Source organism: Shimia sp. NS0008-38b (genome assembly GCF_040370365.1).
Taxonomy (GTDB): Bacteria; Pseudomonadota; Alphaproteobacteria; order Rhodobacterales; family Rhodobacteraceae; genus Shimia.
In genome coordinates, this window is the sequence record NZ_BAABWQ010000001.1 from 290718 (window position 1) to 311389 (window position 20672).

Genomic DNA, 20672 nt, shown 5'->3' on the forward strand with positions numbered 1-20672 from the left:
GCCAAACCCGCCCCATGCTTAAGATTTCAGACATCTCCTACTCCGTCGAAGGCCGCCCTCTGTTTGAGGGGGCTTCCGCCACCATTCCCACAGGTCACAAAGTGGGTCTGATTGGCCGCAATGGGGCGGGCAAAACCACTCTGTTCCGCTTGATCCGCGGCGAGCTCTCACTTGAGGGCGGCAGCATCACCCTGCCCAACCGCGCCCGCATCGGCGGCGTGGCTCAGGAGGTGCCGTCCAATGAGGTCTCGCTGATCGATACGGTACTGGCGGCAGACACAGAACGCGCTTCGCTTTTGGCAGAATCTGAGACGGCCACCGATTCCAACCGTATTGCTGAAATCCAAACACGCCTAAGCGACATTGACGCCTGGAGCGCAGAGGCCCGCGCTGCCTCTATTCTCAAAGGCCTCGGGTTTGACCACGAGGATCAGCTGCAGCCCTGTTCTGCCTACTCCGGTGGCTGGCGCATGCGCGTGGCCCTCGCGGCGGTGCTGTTCTCTCAGCCAGATTACCTGCTACTGGATGAGCCGACCAACTACCTCGACCTCGAAGGTGCATTGTGGCTGGAAAACTACCTCGTCAAATACCCACACACGGTACTGATCATCTCACACGACCGCGAACTTCTGAACCGCTCGGTCGGCGCTATTCTGCATCTGGATGAACGTAAGCTTGCCTACTACACGGGTCCCTACGATCAGTTTGCGCGCCAACGTGCCGAACAGCGCGCAGTTCAAGCTGCCGCTGCAAAGAAACAAACGGCGCAGCGTGAACATTTGCAGGCCTTTGTGGATCGTTTCAAAGCCAAAGCATCCAAGGCCAAACAGGCGCAAAGCCGGGTTAAGATGTTGGAAAAGATGACGCCCATCACTGCGCCCGAAGATGCGGCGCGCGTGGTCTTCACTTTCCCCACACCTGAGGAACTCTCGCCGCCGATCATCGCAATCGAAGGTGGCTCTACGGGGTATGATGACACCGTGGTCCTCAAAAACCTGAACCTGCGCATCGATCAAGACGACCGCATCGCGCTTCTTGGGAAAAACGGTCAGGGTAAATCCACCTTGGCCAAACTGCTGTCCAGTCGGTTGCAACCAATGGGCGGCAAGTTCACAACCTCTTCTAAGCTGCGCATTGGATTTTTTGCACAGCATCAGGTGGATGAGCTTTACGTTGATGAAAACCCGATCCAACACCTGATGCGTGAACGCCCGGCCGAGGGCCAGGCCCGCCTGCGCGCGCGCCTTGCTGGCTTTGGTCTTGGGGCTGCTCAAGCGGAGACCGAAGTCGGGCGGCTGTCTGGGGGCCAAAAAGCACGTCTCTCGCTATTGCTGGCCACATTGGATGCGCCACATCTTCTGATCCTCGATGAGCCGACCAACCACCTCGATATTGAAAGTCGTGAAGCCCTTGTGGAGGCCCTGACGGCCTACACTGGTGCCGTTATTCTCGTCAGCCACGACATGCATTTGCTCACCCTTGTGGCCGACCGTCTCTGGTTGGTCAAAGACGGCACTGTGAAACCATACGAAGAAGACTTGCAAGCTTATCGCAAGCTGCTTCTGACGGCCGACAAACCAGCGGGCTCTAAATCAAAATCCAAAGCCAAACCCGCCGCAAGAAAGGCGAGCCGCGATGATATTGCGGCGCTGAAGTCTGAAGTGCGTAAGTCTGAACAACGCGTCGAAAAACTCAACGACATGGCGGACAAACTGGCCAAAAAACTCGCTGATCCAACACTTTATGAGGACAGCAAGCTGGGTGAAATGGAAGTTTGGCAGAAGAAATACGCCGAAGTGCGCGATGCGCAGGACCGCGCAGAAGATCTCTGGCTGAAAGCGCTGGAAAAGCTTGAAAAGGCCAACGCCTGACTTTAGCGTCAGTGTTCCAATCAGACCTCTCGGAGGTCTGAAATCCCGCTTGGAGGCATTATGGACAGCGCGGCGCTTATCACGGCCTTTGTCACACTTTTTGTGATCATAGACCCGATCGGCTTGTTTCCAATTTTTGTGTCTCTGACCCAAGGCGTCCCGCAGCGCGAGCGCCGGGTCATCGCCGTCCGTGCCTGCGTGACGGGATTCCTGATCTTGGCAGCCTTTGCTTTTCTCGGCGAGGCCGTGCTGGGTGGTATTGGGATTTCCATGCCTGCCTTTCGCATCGCAGGTGGCATCCTGCTGTTTGTGACGGCCTTTGACATGCTGTTTGAGCGCCGCACCAAACGGCGCGAGGATCGCGCGGAAGAAGCGGAAGAAGATTTCCCTGATCCGTCTATATTTCCGCTGGCCATTCCATTGGTCGCAGGCCCCGGCGCGATCACATCAATCATCCTCCTGGCCGGACAAAACACCGGCTTTCAAACCACACTGGCGGTTCTGGGCGTTGCTTTGGTGGTCCTGGCAATTGTCTTGGTGCTCTTTTTGGCCGCAGGGCACTTAGAACGCCTGCTGGGACGCACTGGCATCACCGTAATCACGCGATTATTGGGTATGCTGCTTGCGGCCCTCGCTGTGCAGTTTATTCTTGATGGCCTCAAAGACTTCGGTCTGATGGGCTGAGCAAACCATTTAAAGGCACCCCATGAACGAGTTTGAATTTGCTCATCTGGCCTACCTGCTGCTGCTTCTGGTGATGGTGCTGATCTGGTATGTGTCGTCGGGTCGGCTGAACCTTGGTCAGACCCTGCGCCACGCCGCGATTTGGGCGTTGATATTTCTGGGAGGCATTGCGTTTGTCGGCCTGTGGGAGGACATCCGGTCCACTGTGCGACCGATGCAATCGGTATTGGCTGATGAGGGGCGTATCGAGATCCCCCGTGACCAAGATGGGCATTTCTATGCGCAACTCGACATCAACGGCGCATCGGTGACATTTGTCGTGGACACCGGGGCCACCGACATTGTGCTCACCCAAAGCGATGCCCGCCGCGTGGGTCTTGATCCGGACAACCTGCCGTACTTCGGCCGAGCCATGACCGCCAACGGAGAGGTGCGCACCGCACCGGTCTGGCTGGAGCAGATCACTTTTGGAGGGTTCCACGACACAGACGTGCGCGCCAGCGTGAATGAAGGCGAAATGTTTCAATCTCTGTTGGGCATGAGCTACTTGCAACTGTTTGAACAAATCACAATCGCGGGCAATACGCTTATCCTAGTGCGCTAAGCACGGCCGCCACCACATGTACGCCCACGTCCTTTACACCTTAAAGCGCCAAGCTTAGCTGCCGCCGCTTTCGGCCTTCTTCTGCCAGTTTCCTGTCTCTTCTGACCAATATTGCGCTGCACATCCTGCGTCGGTCAGCATTTTCCACTGGCTTCGCGCCTGCTGCACTGCGTCTGGGTCATGCCCATCAAACAGAACGCACACCCGCTCAGCCGTTTTCACCTCATCTGCGCTGATGTTGGCTCCGTCCACGCTCATAAGGCAGGTCGCGCCATTGGGGGTTTCCGTCTGCGTGGTCAACAAGACGGGCTGCAATGCATCATGCTTGCCACCAGCCAGCCCATGGGCAAGAAAGCTCTCATCCCCCAAAAGCCACAGCTTTTGGTCCAGCCATTCCATCCGCCCGGCCTCAACACCACGCACAACAATGGCCCAGCCTGCCCCCCGCGCCTTTTCCAACAGGCGCGGAAGGGTGACATCCATAGACGTCTGAGTCAGGTGATAGAAATAAGCCGCCCCCAAGGGATCACGCCTCGAATTTGTCCGCCACCAAGCGGCTCAAAGCGCTGACACCCCAGCCTGTGGCGCCCGCAGGCGCAAGGGCGGTTTCCGATTTCACACTGGCAACGCCAGCAATATCAAGGTGAATCCAGGGCATGCCATCCTGCACAAACCGCTGCAAAAACTCCGCCGCGGTGATCGAGCCCGCCGGACGACCGCCAACATTTTTCACATCTGCAATCCGCGATTTTAGCTGCTTGGCATAGCCTTTGCCCAACGGCATACGCCACGCGCCTTCACCTTCTGCGCTTGCGGCCTTCAGGAACCCATTGCACAGAGCGTCGTCATTTGAAAACACACCGGCGTTTTCATGTCCCAAACCAATGATCACAGCCCCTGTTAAGGTCGCCAAATCAATCATACCTGCGGGCTTAAACCGCTCTTGTGCGTAATGCATCACATCACACAGCACCAAACGCCCCTCAGCATCCGTGTTGATCACCTCAATGGTGTCACCTTTCATCGATGTCACCACATCGCCTGGACGGGTCGCACGGCCCGACGGCATGTTCTCAACCAATCCAACAAGCCCGACAACGTTGGCCTTGGCCTTGCGCAACGCCAAGGCTTTCATCGCGCCGGCAACAACACCTGCGCCGCCCATATCCATGGTCATGTCTTCCATGCCGGCGGCCGGTTTGAGCGAAATACCCCCGGTATCAAACACCACCCCCTTGCCAACCAAGGCCAAAGGCGCGGCATCTTTTGTACCACCGTTCCAGTGCATCACCACCACTTTGGACGGGCTGTCAGAACCTTCGCCCACCGACAACAATGCCCCCATGCCCAATTCTTGAAGCGCATCTTCTTCCAGAACTTCGACTTCGACACCGATGTCTTTGAGCGCCACGAGCCGGTCGGCAAATTCCGTAGTGGTCAGTACATTGGCCGGCTCATTGACCAAATCACGGGTGAAAAATGTGCCTTCAGCCACCGCCAGAAGCGGGAGCGCCGCGGTGGCAACTTCGTCAGGTTTGCTGACCATCAGGCGCACCCGTCGCGCATCCTCTTTGGTCTCAGCCGTCTTGTGATCCTCAAAGCCATAGTCCCGCATCGCAATGCCATAAGCCACTTGGGCCGCTTTTGGGTGGGGGCCTGCAAACACCGTTAGCGCTGCATTGCCACGCGCTTTGCCCAGTGCCGCCCCGGCTTTGCGCGCGTCTTCAATCGTGCAGCGACGCGGCAAAACCACCACATCCACAGCCTCAGCCTTCAATCCTGCCGGATGGGCCAGACTCACTAACGTGCCTGCGGCAGCCTCCGCGCCCTTTTGCTCACGCAGCTTTTCAATTGCACCACGGGTCATGCGATTGATCCGGCGCGCGCTTTGATCCAGATTGCCTTCGGCCGGGACAAAGACAGCGATCCGTCCTTCAATCTCGGCAATTTCGTCCAGCTGGGTTTCGACAAAAGCAATCTCTACAGGGCGCATTTGGTGTTCTCCGTTTTGATGGTGTCAAACACCTAACGCGCGGCTTCCCGCTTGACCAGAGCGAACACCAGATAGCAGTTTCGTCACCTTTCCAATTCCACTAAAGTGCCGGGAAAGAACGGCACTTTGGGGGATTCTTGGGCGTGAGTAGATTCGACAGATACATCCTGTCGCAGCTCCTCACCTTGTTTGGCTTTTTTGCGCTGATCCTAGTGTCGGTCTATTGGGTCAATCGGGCGGTGTCGCTGTTTGATACGTTAATTGCCAGCGGGCAAAACGTTGCTGTTTTCTTTGAGTTGTCGATTTTGACGCTGCCAAACGTTATCCGTTTGGTGCTGCCAATGGCGGTGTTTGCGGGCACGGTTTACGTCACCAACCGACTGTCCAGCGAAAGTGAACTCACGGTTATGCAGGCAACCGGTTTTAGCCCTTGGCGGCTCGCCCGGCCTGTGGCCGTGTTTGGAGTGATCGCTGCGCTGATGTTGTCTGCACTCACCCATTTTTTGGTCCCCGCAAGCAATGCAGAGCTGACCGATCGCCAAAAAGAGATCACCGAAAACGTGACGGCGCGCTTGCTTACGGACGGGACGTTTTTACACCCCTCCGATGGCGTGACTTTTTATATCCGCGAAATCAACCAGGATGGTGTCCTGCGTGATGTGTTCTTATCCGACCGTCGTCAGTCTGATCGTACCACAACCTACACCGCCGCCGAGGCCTATTTGGTCCAAGATGACACGGGGCCAAAACTTGTGATGGTGGACGGGTTGGCTCAGTTTCAGCGTCAAAACACTGACACGTTAATGACAACCAATTTTGCAGATTTTTCCTACGATATTAGCGCCTTGGTTGATCCTCAGTCGGCGCCGCGCCGCTCCATAAAGCACTATCCAAGCTGGGCCATTCCCGGACATATGGACGTGATTTCTGAGGAGACCGGGGAAAGTGTTGGGCGCATAACCCAAGAATTCCATGCACGATTTGCGGAACCTCTCACATGTCTCGTTTTCGCACTCATTGGCTTTGCGATGCTGATCACAGGCAGCTTCAGCCGCTTCGGCGTGTGGCGGCAAATCTTGATCGCCTTTGTGCTTTTGGTCTTGTTGGAAACCCTTAAGAACGCGATGGCCGACCCGGTCCGCGACACCCCCGCTTTGTGGCCATTGATTTATGTGCCCACTGCTTTGGGATTTACCACCGCAATTGTATTGCTGTATCTCGCTTCAAATCCGGTAAATTGGCGACGGAGGATGGCCACATGACGGCACATTTCTACTTCGCACGCCGGTTTGTGTGGATTTTCCTCGGCATTCTGACTGTTTTTTTCGTGTTGACCGTTCTGGTGGATATGATGGAACAGCTGCGCCGTTTCGATGTGGACGATGTTGGCTTCTATAGCGTGCTTGGCTTGTCCTTGTTGCGCACTCCTGCGGGGTTGTATCAGCTGCTGCCCTTGATCGTCATCCTCGCCACCATTGCGCTGTTCATCGCGCTGTCACGCAGCTCTGAGCTGGTGATCGTGCGGGCATCAGGCCGGTCAGGCATTGTCTCTGTTTTGTCCCCGACATTTGTTGCACTTGGGATCGGCCTTTTGGCGGTGACGATGATAAACCCCATCGTGGCAGCCACGTCACTGCAATATCAAATACGCAGCGAGGCGCTTCGCTCAGGCGGGCCCAGTGCACTGTCTCTCTCTGATGAAGGTATTTGGCTGCGTCAGGGCGGAGAAGCTGGCCACGCCGTGATCTACGCTGAACAGACAAACGCGGACGCAACACAGTTTCTTGATCTGAGCATCATTACCTATGCGGAAACCGGCGGACCAAAATTTCGGATCGAAGCGGACTCTGCGCGTCTGGTTGCTGGAGGTTGGGACCTGCGTAACGCCAAGGTCTGGGATCTAAAATCGGGCATCAACCGAGGCGCAAACGCGGTATCGCACGAAATTCTGCACGTCGACAGCAACCTGACACCGGACCGCATACGGGATCGGTTTGGCACGCCTTCCAGCATTCCAATCTGGCAGCTGCCGGCGTTTATCCGAGAGTTAAACGAAGCAGGGTTTTCGGCGCGCCGACACACGGTTTGGCTGCATATGGAACTTGCCCAACCTCTGTTTCTAATGGCGATGGTGCTGGTCGCGTCTGCTTTTACAATGCGCCACACGCGCTTTGGCAACACAGGTGTCGCCGTGCTGACCGCCGTGTTGATTGGGTTCAGCCTGTACTTCATTAGGAACTTTGCACAAATCCTTGGAGAAAATGGACAAATCCCCATTCTTTTGGCCGCTTGGGCCCCACCCGTGTCCAGTGTTCTGTTGGCTCTAGGCCTGTTGTTGCATATGGAGGATGGATGAACACGCACCTCGTCCGCCTGCTTGCCGCCACCGCTCTGACCTGTGCGTTGGTTTCAACAGGAAATGCTCAAGCCACGCCCCCGAACCAAGCGCCGCAAAATGTGGTGCTTGTGGCCGACACTGTGGAGATCTCCCCAACAGGGGTTCTCACTGCGCGCGGCAATGTGGAGGCATTAAATGGGGGCACCCGGCTGCAAGCAACCGAAGTCATCTATGACAATCAGACGGGAAAAATAACGCTTAAGGGCCCGATCCGAATTACGGAAGGTGATAGTGTTTCGATTGTGGCCAGTGCCGCGGAATTGGACGCTGACCTGCGCAACGGTCTTATTCATAGCGCGCGCGTTGTTCTGTCTGATCAGGTGCAGATGGCCGCCAATCAAATGAAGCGGGTCGATGGCCGCTACAATGTCCTGAACAAAACAACCGTATCATCCTGCCGCGTGTGTGAAACAGGCGAACCTCCTCTGTGGCAAATTCGGGCAAAACGCGTGGTGCATGACGAAGAAGAACGTCAAATCTACTTTGATCATGCAAGCTTCATGATCCGGGATGTCCCGGTTTTCTATTTTCCACACCTGCGCATGCCTGATCCAACATTGGACCGGGCCCGCGGGTTCTTGATTCCGACGTTTTCGCGCACCTCTTTGCTGAGCTCTGGTATCAAAGTTCCCTACTTCATTCCATTTGGTGACACCCGCGATCTCACGCTGACGCCCTATCTGTCCTCTGAGACCCGAACCTTGGAGTTCCGTTACCGGCAAGCCTTCAAAAACGGTGGTATCGAAATCAACGGTGCGGTGTCTGATGACACAATCCGTCCGGATCTGACCCGCGGCTATCTGTTTGCCACGGGATTGTTTGAACTGGAGCGTGACTACAAACTTACGTTTGATCTCAAAGCGGTGTCCGATGACAGCTATCTGACTGACTATGACTATGCAGATCTCGATCGTCTGAACAGCGACATCACAATCTCGCGTGCCAGTCGCACTGAGAACACGCGGTTTGCACTTCACCACTACCAGTCCCTGCGCGATGGGGAGGACAACGACACGCTGCCCACCTTGGTCATCGAGGCTGAAACCGAACGTCGGTATTTTCCAACCTCCATCGGTGGGGAGCTGCGCACCCGCGTCGAAGCGCATGGGCATCAGCGTCGCTCCACCAGTGACGGGGATGACGGCAGAGATGTGGGACGTGCAAATGCCTCTGTGCAATGGTTGCGAAATTGGACCCTTGGATCTGGGCTGCGCGCAGGCGTGAATGGCGCATTGGCCTTTGATGCCTACCGCACTTGGAACGATAGCAGTGTGTCTTCGTTTGACACGGCGCTTACTCCAACTTTGGCAGCTTACGTGCGCTACCCGATGGCCAAACGGGGCGCGGACGGCGCCACCTATCTGCTTGAACCTGTGGCACAGATCGGCTGGACTGGCGGCAGTGACCTGGATGTCGCAAATGATGAAAGCACACGTGTCGAGTTTGACGAAGGCAACCTTTTGGCGCTGTCGCGGTTCCCGTCATACGAACGGCGCGAGCGCGGCCTGGCAACAGCGATTGGCCTGAATTGGTCTCGCATCACGTCGGACGGATGGGAAAGTCATCTGACTTTGGGTCAGGTGTTTCGCTCTGAAACTCAGGATGATTTCACGCAAACCTCTGGATTATCCGGCAAGACCTCCGACTTTTTGATTGCGGGTCAATTCAACAATCAGAACGGGTTGGTTCTTACAGGCCGGAGCCTTTTGAATCCCAGCGGATCTCTTGACAAAGCAACCGCGCGCCTCGGGTGGTCCAATGACAATATTTGGTTGGATGCCAGCTACATATGGCTCAATCAGGATCTGGAAGAAGACCGGCCAACCGAAATTTCGGAATGGGCTCTGGACAGCCGCTATCGGTTGGCGCGCCATTGGACCGGCTTGGTTGACTGGCGATTTGACGCTGTGAGCGGCGAAACCTCTGAGGCTGGTCTTGGATTTGAATACCGCAACGAGTGTGTGCGTGTGGAACTTTCCCTCTCGCGTCGCTTCTCCACATCCTCTACCGTCCAATCTAGCACCAGCGTGGGCCTGAACGTGGCCCTACTTGGATTTTCGGTGAATTCGAATGATAAAAGCTATGACCGCAAATGCGGCTGAAATGCAGGAAGATAAACCACTCATGATGCGTCGCTCTTTGATCCGCTCCGCTCTCCGCGCCACATACCGTGCCGCCACCGTATCAACCAGCGTCTTGGCGACCTATGCCGTTTTGTCTTTGCCAGTGCAGGCGCAAAACGCCTTTAGCCCCGCGATCTTGGTGAATGGTTCCGTTGTCAGTCACTATGAAATTGATCAGCGCGCGCAGCTTCTCAACATCATGAGCGCGCCTGGTGATATTGGGGAACTGGCCCGCGAACAGTTGATCGATGATCGTCTAAAGCTACAGTCAGCGCGTGAAATCGGCATCGCCGCCTCTGAAGAAGGCATCCAGAACGGCATCAATAACTTCGCTGCACGCGTGAACATGAAGCCCGAAGATCTGATCAAAGCTCTGGCTGCCGAAGGCATCGCCGAAGAAACCCTGCGTGATTTTCTCGCATCTCAAATCATTTGGGGCGGTGTGGTGAACACCCGTTTTGGCGCCAATGCGGAAGTCAGCGAAGAGGAAATTGACCGCGCGATTGGCCAAAACAGTGGCGCTGGCGGCGTGCGGGTGCTGTTGTCTGAAATCGTCATTCCGGTCACACCGCAAAATCAGCAACAAGTTACCAGTCTCGCAGCACAAATTTCTGAACTCACAAGCTTCACAGATTTCGAGAACGCCGCCCGGATCTACTCCGCAGCAGGCACCAAAGAGGACGGCGGGCGTTTGGATTGGATGAACGTGACCAACCTGCCAGCAGAATTGCGGCCCGTGATTTCTGCGCTGCGCAAAGGTCAAGTCACACCGCCCTTTCAGCTCCCCAATGCGATTGCGCTGTTCCAACTGCGCGGAGTTGAGGAAACTGGCCGTGCCACGCCCAAGTATTCTGCCATCGATTATGCAATGTACACGCTTCCGGGCGGACGTACCGAAGACAACTTGAAAATCGTGACCAAGATCCGCAACGACGTTGACCGGTGTGACGATCTGTATGGGATCGCGTACGGGCAGCCGGCTGAACTTTTGGTGCGGGAAAACCTTCCCCCCAACGAAATTCCAAATGATGTGGCATTGGAATTGGCCAAACTGGACCAAAATGAAATCTCCACACAGCTCACCACCGCCGGTGGCCAGTCACTTATTGTTCTGATGTTATGTGGGCGCACTGCGGTTCTGGACGAAGATCTCTCCCGAGAAGATGTGGCACAAGCGCTGCGCAACGCCCGACTGGAAAGCTATGCCAACAGCTATCTCAGCCAATTGCGCGCGCAGGCGCGGATCACTGAAAAATGACCGTTGGCCCAATTGCACTGACTTGCGGTGAGCCAGCAGGTATTGGTCTCGAAATTGCGGAAAAAGCCTGGGATGCGCTGAGAGCAGACATCCCGTTCTTTCTGATCGCAGACCCGGACCACTTGCCCGGTACAGTGCCAGTACAACTGATCGATGACCCCACCGAGGTGTCTGCTGTATCCGCTTCCGCTTTGCCCGTCTTCCCGCATCCTTTCGCGGCCCCGCGCACACCTGGGAACGCCGTCGCGGAAAATGCGGAAAGCGTTGTGGACGTGATCGCGCACGCCGTGGATTTGGTGATGTCAGATCAGGTGAGCGCAATTTGCACATTGCCGATTCACAAGAAAGCGCTCAAAGACGGCGCCGATTTCCCCTATCCGGGCCACACGGAATATCTTGCCGATCTTGGCGGGGTCGATAATGTGGTGATGATGTTGGCCTCTGATCTGTTGCGCGTGGTGCCGACCACCATCCATATTCCCATTGCAGATGTGCCCAACGCTCTCACGCCCGAACTGTTGCAAACCACCATTCGCATCACTGCACAGGGGCTAAAGACCCAATTTGGTATTGCCGCGCCACGTATCGCGGTGGCTGGCCTCAACCCGCATGCTGGCGAGGGTGGCGCTATGGGCCATGAAGACGCGACAGTGATTGCCCCTGCTTTGGATCAACTGCGCGCAGAAGGCTTTGACATCGCTGGACCTCTGCCAGCCGACACCATGTTTCACCCCGCTGCGCGTGCACGATACGACGTGGCGATTTGCGCCTACCATGACCAAGCGCTCATCCCAATTAAGACGCTGGATTTTGATGGCGGCGTCAACGTCACGCTTGGTTTGCCCTTCATTCGCACCTCACCCGATCACGGCACCGCTTTTGACATCGCCGGCACCGGTCAGGCCAACCCGTCCAGCACCATTGCCGCCCTGCGACTGGCCGCCAAGATGGCACAAAGCGCATGACGCTTCATAGGGTGAGACATATCCCCGCCTGTGGCACAAAATCGCGGCACCGCCGCCAAACCCGGATCCAAAGCTCATGAGCGCCATTGATGATCTCCCTCCGCTGCGTCAGGTGATTGATACCCATGGGCTGTCCGCACGCAAATCGCTGGGCCAGAACTTTTTGCTCGATCTCAATCTCACCGCCAAAATCGCCCGGCGTGCCGGTGATATGTCGGGATGTGACGTGCTTGAAATTGGCCCTGGTCCGGGAGGTTTGACCCGAGGCCTTCTTGCCGAAGGTGCCCGTCGCGTCTTGGCCATCGAAAAAGACGAGCGCTGCATGCCTGCGTTGGCAGAAATCGAAGCTGCCTACCCCGGCCGGCTTCAAGTGATCAACGGCGATGCGCTCGACATCAATCCGCTGACCCACCTCACACCTCCAATCCGTGTGGCGGCCAACCTGCCTTACAACGTGGGCACCGAATTGTTGGTACGTTGGCTCACCCCAAAAGAGTGGCCCCCTTTCTGGCAAAGCCTGACTCTGATGTTTCAGCGCGAAGTTGCGGAACGCATCACCGCTGCGCCGGGGTCGAAAGCCTACGGCCGCCTCGCCATTCTGGCGCAGTGGCGCGCTGACGCCAACATTGTGATGTCTTTGCCGCCAGAAGCGTTTTCACCGCCCCCCAAAGTCCATTCGGCCGTGGTGCATCTGACCGCCCTACCCGAACCACGTTACCCCGCAGATGCAGCAACACTTTCTCGGGTTGTTGCAGCAGCATTTAATCAGCGTCGCAAAATGTTGCGCGCCGCCCTCAAAGGTCAGGCGCCAGACATCGAAGACCGGCTGCTGGCCGCAGGCATTCAACCCACGGACCGCGCTGAAGTGGTGTCACTGGAGCAATTCTGTGCCCTTGCACGCGTGCTAAAAGCGGGCTGATTGATCCGGCGGCGCTTGCGCCATTCTGTGACCGATTTTCTCATAACTTAGACCGGTTTTCACAAAGACCTCTCGTTTGTCTGCCCCATATCAGGGTCAGGCAACACAGAGCGTGAACTCATCTCTGACTGCCAGAAACGAGCGCCTGCCATCTTCACTCCCTCCTCCCTGTCCAGAGGCGGGCCGCTCAGCGCACACGCTTTTGCTTTGGGCTGTGCCGGTTTCGCCTTGGCGGCCATCGCCGCCCTTTCTCAAGGCGCGTGCCGACCCTGTCGACGGGTCGGCACCTACCAGATCTCTGGCGCGCGTATACAGGCGCCGTTTGGCTGGGTTCACCCCCGCCAGATCTCACCACGTCGACCTGATATCAAGGTCGGTTGAGACTTTCCGCCATCGGTCATCAGACCGGTTCACGGCGCCTGCCATTCATCCCCCCCGCGTAACCAAGGCAGGCGCCACATTTTGTTTTCCCTGCGCCAAAACGACGGTACGGCGCGCGTAACAGGCTTCATTGGCATGACATCCGCGTCCAGCGCTCTGACACATAACAATCCGACACGGCTTCAAGACATCACCTTGGAAAGCACAACGCGCAGGACCCGGTTGCTGCGCTATGGACCCCCGTCTCTTGTTCAAGTGCCCGCCAATGACCCGACGCCGCCAAACGTAGCGGCATTGAGCACCGCGCCAACAATGACGCTTGTGCTGCTGCCAGGCCCGACCACCCAGGATCATCTACAACTGCAGGCATTTCTTGCAACGCTGATGCCGCTGTTTGGCGCACACAACGATTGCATTCTGCGGGTGGAATGGATTCGGTCTTGGAAACCAAACGGCCAAGAGCGTTTCGCTCCCCTGCTCCGTGATCTGAACAAGGTGATGGCCAAGACATCTGAGAGCCGCTCGAGCCTACATCTGGCCACCTTTGGGGCTGGCGCCCTATTGGCAACCCGATGGTTGGCAGAACAACCAGACGCAGCCAAGCAGTCAAAGATAGCGACGCTCTCGCTGCTTCACCCGTTACTGAATGTCCATGAACGACAGCCCCGGCTCAGAACCCCATCTCTCCTGCCGCCAACGTCGATAGTGGCGCAGTCCTCCGATGGGGCGGCTGACACAAAACCCACGGAACAGTTTGCACGTCGCCTGTCAGACTCCTCACCAACGATCTTCACCTATGACGAAGACAACTGGTTTCATCGTCAGGTCATCAGCCGTGACACCAATGGTGTTGAACACTCCAAGCAATACGGTTTGGCAGGGTATTGGGCGGAAAGCTGGCGAGAATGGATGTTGCAGAAATCTGCTAAATATCCTCTGACAACAACGTTTTAGATCGCCACTCTGGGCGCGCATCTGGCGCAACCTGCACCATCTTTCCAAGGCAACGCCATTGCCCTGCAAGCGTTAGAAACACGCCTGCAATCGGACTACGTTTCATAAGGCTGCGGGCATAGTGCACGCCTGACTCCAAAGCGCGCCCGGCATCTGCATCACTTAAGTTCCCAACGTGGACTGTCACCAACCGATCGCCCAATTCACTGTCATCACGCACGGCATGTGCAGGGCGCTTGCATACCTCTGGATGATTGGGCAAATCAACATGGTTGGCAATCAAGGTGGCCGCGACGTCAGCTTGCGCCGCTGTTTTGGACAAAACGGTCACGGAATCGGCCACACCAAACGACAAACTGCGCCCGCGCCAACCTGAGGTCGCAACGCCGCGTATGGGATCAGTTGCGTGGATAGCGATTTTCGCGTCTGCCCCTGCGACCGCAGAGGTCAACACCTGACCATCTGCCAGAACCAATGCCGCATCTCCACCGTTGTTGACATAGGCACGCAGAACACCGTCACGTGAGGCAATCACCCGCGCAATTTCGTCGGCAACAGCCCCGGCAACTGCGGCCATCGGGGTGACAAACTCAGGCAACGCCTGTTGCGCGGCACGTTGCATTTCTCGTGCCACCACACCCTTAAAAACCACGTCCGCGCAGGCTGGCAAACGCAACATGTCGAGCTCATCCACCATCTCTTGCAGAATTGTCTCAAACCGGGCACTGGCACGGTCATAGGCCTCGCTGCGACCCGGCCCCCAAACTTCAACCAGCAAATCGATTGGGCCATGTTGCAAATGCAGTCGCGACCCATCTGGCAACCATTGAATTTGTGCCCAGCCACTCATTCCTGTTGATCCTCATCTGAGACCACATGGCTGTCGCGCGCATAGATGCCGCCACTTTGCAGAATGTCCAAAACAGGGCGCACTTCGTCGGTGTGCCCGCCCAACGCCGCATAGTCATCTTTTGCGATCGTGAATTCCAAAGGCGCCACGATTGCCGGTGTTGGAACCATACCAAACGCGCCGCGCGGCGTCTTGGTGACGTCGGTCATCAGCGTGATACCGCCACCCGGCCACACATAGCTGTCCGCCCCTCCGACACTCACCCGCGCCCGGCCACTCTGTACCGCCTGTGTGAGTTTCACCGGGTTTTGTGTCACACCAGAGCGCAGCGATCCGCCCGCGCCGCCCATAAACATCACGGTACACAGCGCCGGTTCACAGTTTTGCGCAATCAAAGCAACCGACGCTCGCAAAGGGTCAGGAATGGGCTCCGGCTGGGGCTGCAGTTCCGCATCCAGACGATAAAATGCCGCGTGCTCACCGGTTGTGGACACCATCAACATCGTCAGCCCCGCACGTGCACCTTTCTCGGGCCGCCATGGGCCCAAGATATCCAACGGGTCTGAGATATCTGTGCCCCCCCAACCCGGTCCTGGTGCTGCCACTTGGAAATACCGCCCCGGCGTGCTGCGACGTCCTTTTATGCGGATACCAGTGTCAGGCCAGCCAAGTACTTTTCCCGCTTGATGTTCGCTGACAACCCCGGTGATGTGATCATCTACCACAACAACTTCGTCCGCTAAGCCCTTCCATTGACTGGAAAACATACCGATTGTGGCTGATCCGCAGCCAACCCGCATTCGGACCTCTTTGACACCATTTACAATGGGTGCCTCACCCGCCTGCACCACAACCTCTGCACCACCCTCCACCGACAGATCGACAGCTTCACGATTCAAAAGGCGCAACAGCACATCACAGGTGACACGCCCTTCAGCCTTACTGCCTCCCGTCAAGTGATCCACACCCCCAAGGCTCATCATCTGAGACCCGTATTCGCTGGTGATCATCAAACCAACAGCCTCGCCATTGTGGCATATCTGGGCGCCTTCTTCGCCAAGATGGCGGTCGGTGTCGATCTTCACTTTGACGCCACAATAGGAGAATATCGCCTCGGTCACGACGGTTACGAAATCAGCACCCTGCACGGACTGCTGCACCAAAAACGGCGCCGGTTTGTAGTCTGGATAGGTGGTGCCCGCGCCAACCGCTGTTACAAACAGGTCGTCCGTGTTTAACCCATCATGCCAATCGCGCCCCAAAAACGGTCGAACCGCGGTCCCCCCTTGGATTGCGCGATCCAATACGGTCAAGGGATCACAACGCACAATTTCACCGTTGAGGTTGGCATAGCGATCACAGGCCCCGATCTTGCCGTCCCCGATGTAACACATCACCGGACAGGCATCGCAGCGGATCTTTTCTTCCTTGTTGCGTGCCTGCGGGCTCATATCTCAGTGCTCCCCATTGCCAGTTTCCTGCTGCGCTTCTTTTATGGCTGCCAGTACCCGATCCGGTCGCGCAGGAAGCTGCGTTATCCGCGCCCCGCATGCATCTTTGATCGCGTTCACAATTGCCGGCGCTGTTGGGATCAGCACATGTTCCCCGAGCCCTTTGGCCCCTAACGGTCCTTCAGGATCAGGCACTTCAATCAAAATCGAATGGATCTCAGGCATATCCCCAATTGTGGGGATCAAATAATCATGCAGATTTTCGGTCACACCCGGCACAAACTCTTCCATCAACGCCATGCCCAAGCCCTGTGCGATACCACCTTCAATTTGCCCCTCGGCCAACAACGGGTTGATCACTTTGCCCAGATCGTGCGCAGCTGTCATGCGCTGGACCTTTACCGTGCCCAGATCCAGATCAACTTCGACTTCGGCCAGTTGCGCGCCATACCCATAGACGGCATAGGGCACGCCCTGACCGTTTTCATCCAACGCTTCCGTGGGGGGATCATAGGTTTCCTCCGCTGCAAGCACATAGCCCTGCGCATCCTTGGGCAAGTCACCAAGTGCAATCGCCCGGGTCACATCCTCCTCTGAAATCTCCAGCAGACCTTCAGACAGCGCGATCACTGCATCCGGCCCCATATTGGCCATCCCAAGCGCCTGTTGTCGCAGCGCCTGCCCCGCCAGAAGTGCCGCTTTGCCGCTCACAACCGTCTGACGGCTGGCAGAGGTTTTTCCACCATCTGGCGTGACTGCGGTGTCGGCATCAATCAGCGCAATCTGATGCACCGCCACACCCAGCGCATCGGCGGCAATCTGTGTGATCACCGTGTTGGCCCCCTGCCCAATATCCATAGCGCCTTGGTGCAGACACACCTGCCCCGCGGCCGTGATGCCAATCCGTATGGTTGAGGGGTTGGGCAACGCCGTGTTGCCACAGCCATACCAACAGCTTGCCACGCCAATACCGCGCCGCTTACGCCCGCCACGCCCGTTGTACTCCGCCACTGAGATTTGAGCCGCATCCCAACGCGGCTGCAAGGCCTCCAGACACCGGCCAATGCCAACGCCATACACCTCTTGGCCACACACCGTACGCTGCCCATCACTCAGCACGTTCCTGCGCCGCAGCGTCAATCGATCCATGCCAAGCTCTGCGGCGAGATCATCCAACAATGTCTCTTGCAACACCGCCGCCTGCGGCACGCCAAAGCCGCGAAACGCCCCGGCCACAGGTCCGTTGGTGTGGATCGCCCTTGCCTCGGCCCTGTAGTTTGCGATCTTGTATGGCCCGCTTGCATGCACCGGCACCCGTACCGCCACAGTGGGGCCCCAACTCGCATACGGCCCCGTGTCAAAATCACCGTCAAACTGCATCGCACAAATTGTCCCATCCGCCTTGGCCGCAAGTGTTGCAGTCATCGCAGAGGGATGGCGCTTGGTGCTGGCTTGCATGCTCTCCGCTCGGCTGTAAATCAACACGCTGGGTTGGCCCGTCAGCACTGTCACCAAGCCCAACAGCGGCTGCACAGACAAATCCAACTTTGCCCCAAACCCACCGCCCGTTGCTGCAGGCCGAATGCGCACCCGCTCCTTTGGCAGCCCAAGCAAGATCGCCGTGTCATCGCGGTCCATCACGGGCGCTTGGGTGCAAGCGCGGATGTTAAGCACATCTCCCTCCATCCACGCGGCGCCCGCCTCAGGTTCAATATAGGCGTGCTCCACATGGGCTGTTTGCATGTGACCTGTGACCACATGCGCCGCCGATCCAATGGATGCCGCAGCATCTCCCTGTTGCACCAAACCGGCAATCAACAGGTTTCCAGAACGTGTGTCATGGACCAAGTCTGCCTCCGGCGCGCGCGCTGCGGCAACATCAAGCGCCATTTCTGAAAGCCATGTGATGGGCGCGCTGTCCAAATCCAGCGCCGTCACCACCTCATGGGCCCCAGCAACAACGGCCACCGCCTCACCTGCCATCCGCACACGGTTTGCGGCCAACATCGGTTGATCCGCAAAAGCTGGAATGACGCCTGCGCGATTGCGTCCAGGGACATCTTCTGCGGTGAACACCTGCACACCATGACCTGCCGCCCATCCGGCCAAATCCCCGATCTCAACGCGCGCCGACGCATGCGGGCTGCGGATCACGCGCAACCAGAGCGCATCCTGCGGAACCACATCAGCGCCAAACAGCTCTGCCCCACGCACCTTGTCGACACCGTCCAACCGCTCCACACGTGCCCCAACCGCATGGCCAACATCCGGCTCAGGTCCGGCCCCGCAGCCTGCAGCATCCAAAACAGCATCAACAATCTTGGTGTAGCCTGTGCACCGACACAGCACGCCGCCCAATGCGGCCTCAACCGCAGCGCGGTCTGGCTTGGCCTCACGGCGCAGAAGCGCCTCCGCTGCCATCACCATGCCGGGGGTGCAAATTCCGCATTGTGCCGCCCCATGCCGCAAGAACGCCCGTTGCAAAGCGCCGGGTTCGCGCGGGTGCAGCCCCTCAATGGTCTCAACCCGGCGCCCCTCTATCTGCGCCGCAGGGGTCAAACAGGCGCAGGTGGCAAGACCATCGATCAACACCGTGCAGGCCCCGCAATCGCCAGCGTCACAGCCCACTTTGGTGCCGGTCAACCCACACTCTGACCGTAAGACATCTGACAAACGCCTCCCCGGCGCGCTGTCAGCCGCATGTTCTTTGCCATTTAGGACAAATCGGATCACAACAACGCTCCCGTGGACGTCACCGCCTCCGTCAACGCCCGCCGCACCATCTGAGGGACCACGTCCAGACGATAGCTCGCATGGCCCCGGATGTCGGAAATTGGCTGCAGACTGACGGCCATACTCTCCTCATCCAACACCGCTTCAATGTCCGAACACGCCACCCCCAACAGAGCCGCCTCGATCGCAGGCAAGCGCGTCGCAACCGGACCACAGGCACCCACGGCAATCGCCACTTCAGTGACCAGCCCCCCAGCCACCACAACCCGCACCGCAACCATCGCAATTGAAATCACCAAATGTTTGCGTGCGCCCAATTTATGAAAGGCACTGCCCCCAACAGCGCTTCCTGTCGGAATCAGCACCGCGCTCACAATTTCATCGTGTTGGCGCGCAATTTGGCGGGGCCCGGTCACAAAATCGGCGAGCGTCAGCACACGTGTGCCCCCTTCGCGCACCAACTCCACTTGCGCATCCAGCGCCAACAGAGGCGGCATGCCATCCGCCGCAGGTGAGGCGTTGCAAATGTTGCCAACAACCGTGCCTGCATTTTGCACCTGCACACCACCCACCTGTCGCGCCGCTTGTTTGAGCATGTCAAATCCGCTGGGCAAAGCCTGAGCCAACAGATCGCTCCAACTGACCGCCGCGCCAATCCGCCATGCTCCAGCGGTTTCTGTTATACCTTTGAGGTCCTTAACATTGGTCACATCCAACACCGCACCTGACAACACCTGCGCCTGTGTCGCTGCGAACAGGTCGGTACAACCCGCTGCAACAGTCACCTCCTGCTGCGCCAATATGCGCAGGGCGTCTTTCAACTTGTCGGGGCGATGATAAATCCCCATGCTATCCTCTCAACCTACTGGCTCACTACAGCCTGTTGCGGTCAAATCTTGTTGGCATACAAACAGATTTTGCGGCACAGGCAGGGCCCGTGTCAACAAAACTGCCACCACGCAAGACAGCGTGCGTTGCTTATCAAAGCGGTCTCCATGACGCACACTGACAAACGACCCCGCTCTAAACTCGATCCTGACACCGTGTCTGACTATCACTTGGACACGCAGGTTGGCTTCCTGATGCGCCGCGCCAATCAGCGCCATCTCTCCATGTTCTCGGACGCCATTCCGGAGCTCACCCCAACGCAATTTGCAGCCCTCGCCAAGCTTTGTGAACTGGGCGGCATGTCTCAAAATGCGCTGGGCCGCGCCACGGCCATGGATGCCGCCACCATCAAAGGTGTGGTGGATCGCCTGCGCGGCAAAGCTCTGGTGACCAGTGCGCCAGACCCACAGGATCAACGCCGGGTTTTGCTGAAGCCATCGCCCGAAGGTTGGGCGCTGTTTGACACTCTCACCCCAGCCGCGCGCACGCTGACCAAGGACACCCTTGCGCCGCTCAACGAGGCTGAGCAAACCATCTTTCTCCTGCTTCTTAACAAGCTCACCTGAGCGATATTTCCCACCTCCGCGATACAGTTGGAAT

The 20672-nt window shown here is 57.4% G+C and carries 17 protein-coding genes; 11 read left to right on the forward strand and 6 right to left on the reverse strand.

Annotated features, from left to right (window positions below):
• Positions 1 to 14: 14 nt before the first annotated feature.
• Genes ABWV47_RS01460 through ABWV47_RS01470 form a run of 3 tightly spaced genes read left to right on the forward strand, consistent with a single transcriptional unit; the run spans position 15 to position 3159 of the window.
• On the forward strand, positions 15 to 1871 hold the full coding sequence (locus ABWV47_RS01460; RefSeq protein ID WP_353308061.1) for an ABC-F family ATP-binding cassette domain-containing protein: 1857 nt from the start codon (positions 15 to 17) through the stop codon (positions 1869 to 1871).
• Positions 1872 to 1931: 60 nt separating this feature from the next.
• Positions 1932 to 2555, forward strand: coding sequence for a MarC family protein (locus ABWV47_RS01465; protein WP_353308062.1), 624 nt, complete (start codon positions 1932 to 1934; stop codon positions 2553 to 2555).
• A gap of 22 nt (positions 2556 to 2577) precedes the next feature.
• Positions 2578 to 3159: a retropepsin-like aspartic protease family protein gene (locus ABWV47_RS01470; RefSeq protein ID WP_353308063.1), complete on the forward strand. Its 582-nt coding sequence runs from the start codon at positions 2578 to 2580 to the stop codon at positions 3157 to 3159.
• 54 nt (positions 3160 to 3213) lie between these two features.
• On the opposite strand, the gene ABWV47_RS01475 is transcribed toward ABWV47_RS01470, so the two are convergent.
• Together ABWV47_RS01475 and ABWV47_RS01480 are read right to left on the reverse strand one after the other, a co-directional pair.
• Positions 3214 to 3681 (reverse strand): DNA polymerase III subunit chi, encoded by a 468-nt coding sequence (locus tag ABWV47_RS01475; protein WP_353308064.1) that lies wholly within the window; start codon positions 3679 to 3681, stop codon positions 3214 to 3216.
• A 4-nt stretch (positions 3682 to 3685) separates the two neighbouring features.
• The gene (locus ABWV47_RS01480; RefSeq protein WP_353308065.1) at positions 3686 to 5152 is read right to left on the reverse strand and encodes a leucyl aminopeptidase; all 1467 of its coding nucleotides are present in this window, start codon (positions 5150 to 5152) and stop codon (positions 3686 to 3688) included.
• 143 nt (positions 5153 to 5295) lie between these two features.
• Between ABWV47_RS01480 and lptF the strand changes: the two genes are divergently transcribed.
• The 7 genes from lptF to ABWV47_RS01515 all read left to right on the forward strand — a co-directional run bounded on the left by lptF (position 5296) and on the right by ABWV47_RS01515 (position 14150).
• A complete protein-coding gene (gene lptF / locus ABWV47_RS01485) occupies positions 5296 to 6414 on the forward strand; it encodes an LPS export ABC transporter permease LptF (protein WP_353308066.1) in 1119 nt (372 codons plus the stop codon).
• Positions 6411 to 7508 (forward strand): LPS export ABC transporter permease LptG, encoded by a 1098-nt coding sequence (lptG, locus tag ABWV47_RS01490; protein ID WP_353308067.1) that lies wholly within the window; start codon positions 6411 to 6413, stop codon positions 7506 to 7508. Before lptF ends, lptG begins: the two co-directional genes overlap by 4 nt.
• Positions 7505 to 9652, forward strand: coding sequence for an LPS-assembly protein LptD (locus tag ABWV47_RS01495; protein ID WP_353308068.1), 2148 nt, complete (start codon positions 7505 to 7507; stop codon positions 9650 to 9652). Before lptG ends, ABWV47_RS01495 begins: the two co-directional genes overlap by 4 nt.
• On the forward strand, positions 9633 to 10931 hold the full coding sequence (locus ABWV47_RS01500; RefSeq protein ID WP_353308069.1) for a peptidylprolyl isomerase: 1299 nt from the start codon (positions 9633 to 9635) through the stop codon (positions 10929 to 10931). Before ABWV47_RS01495 ends, ABWV47_RS01500 begins: the two co-directional genes overlap by 20 nt.
• Positions 10928 to 11896 (forward strand): 4-hydroxythreonine-4-phosphate dehydrogenase PdxA, encoded by a 969-nt coding sequence (gene pdxA, locus ABWV47_RS01505; RefSeq protein ID WP_353308070.1) that lies wholly within the window; start codon positions 10928 to 10930, stop codon positions 11894 to 11896. Before ABWV47_RS01500 ends, pdxA begins: the two co-directional genes overlap by 4 nt.
• 76 nt (positions 11897 to 11972) lie before the next feature.
• Positions 11973 to 12815: a 16S rRNA (adenine(1518)-N(6)/adenine(1519)-N(6))-dimethyltransferase RsmA gene (gene rsmA / locus ABWV47_RS01510; protein WP_353308071.1), complete on the forward strand. Its 843-nt coding sequence runs from the start codon at positions 11973 to 11975 to the stop codon at positions 12813 to 12815.
• A 462-nt stretch (positions 12816 to 13277) separates the two neighbouring features.
• Entirely contained in the window at positions 13278 to 14150 is an 873-nt protein-coding gene (locus ABWV47_RS01515; RefSeq protein WP_353308072.1) for a hypothetical protein, read from the forward strand.
• On the opposite strand, the gene ABWV47_RS01520 is transcribed toward ABWV47_RS01515, so the two are convergent.
• Genes ABWV47_RS01520 through ABWV47_RS01535 form a run of 4 tightly spaced genes read right to left on the reverse strand, consistent with a single transcriptional unit; the run spans position 14122 to position 20032 of the window.
• Positions 14122 to 15000, reverse strand: a complete 879-nt coding sequence (locus tag ABWV47_RS01520; RefSeq protein ID WP_353308073.1) for a UPF0280 family protein — start codon at positions 14998 to 15000, stop codon at positions 14122 to 14124. The two genes, ABWV47_RS01515 and ABWV47_RS01520, sit on opposite strands and share 29 nt — an antisense overlap.
• Entirely contained in the window at positions 14997 to 16451 is a 1455-nt protein-coding gene (locus ABWV47_RS01525; RefSeq protein ID WP_353308074.1) for a 6-hydroxynicotinate reductase, read from the reverse strand. The genes ABWV47_RS01520 and ABWV47_RS01525 overlap by 4 nt, the downstream gene beginning before the upstream one ends.
• 3 nt (positions 16452 to 16454) lie before the next feature.
• Positions 16455 to 19184, reverse strand: coding sequence for a molybdopterin-dependent oxidoreductase (locus ABWV47_RS01530; RefSeq protein WP_353308075.1), 2730 nt, complete (start codon positions 19182 to 19184; stop codon positions 16455 to 16457).
• Complete coding sequence (locus tag ABWV47_RS01535; RefSeq protein WP_353308076.1) at positions 19181 to 20032, reverse strand: FAD binding domain-containing protein; 852 nt, start codon at positions 20030 to 20032, stop codon at positions 19181 to 19183. The genes ABWV47_RS01530 and ABWV47_RS01535 overlap by 4 nt, the downstream gene beginning before the upstream one ends.
• A gap of 147 nt (positions 20033 to 20179) precedes the next feature.
• Between ABWV47_RS01535 and ABWV47_RS01540 the strand changes: the two genes are divergently transcribed.
• Positions 20180 to 20638, forward strand: coding sequence for a MarR family winged helix-turn-helix transcriptional regulator (locus tag ABWV47_RS01540; protein WP_353308077.1), 459 nt, complete (start codon positions 20180 to 20182; stop codon positions 20636 to 20638).
• Positions 20639 to 20672: the final 34 nt, after the last annotated feature.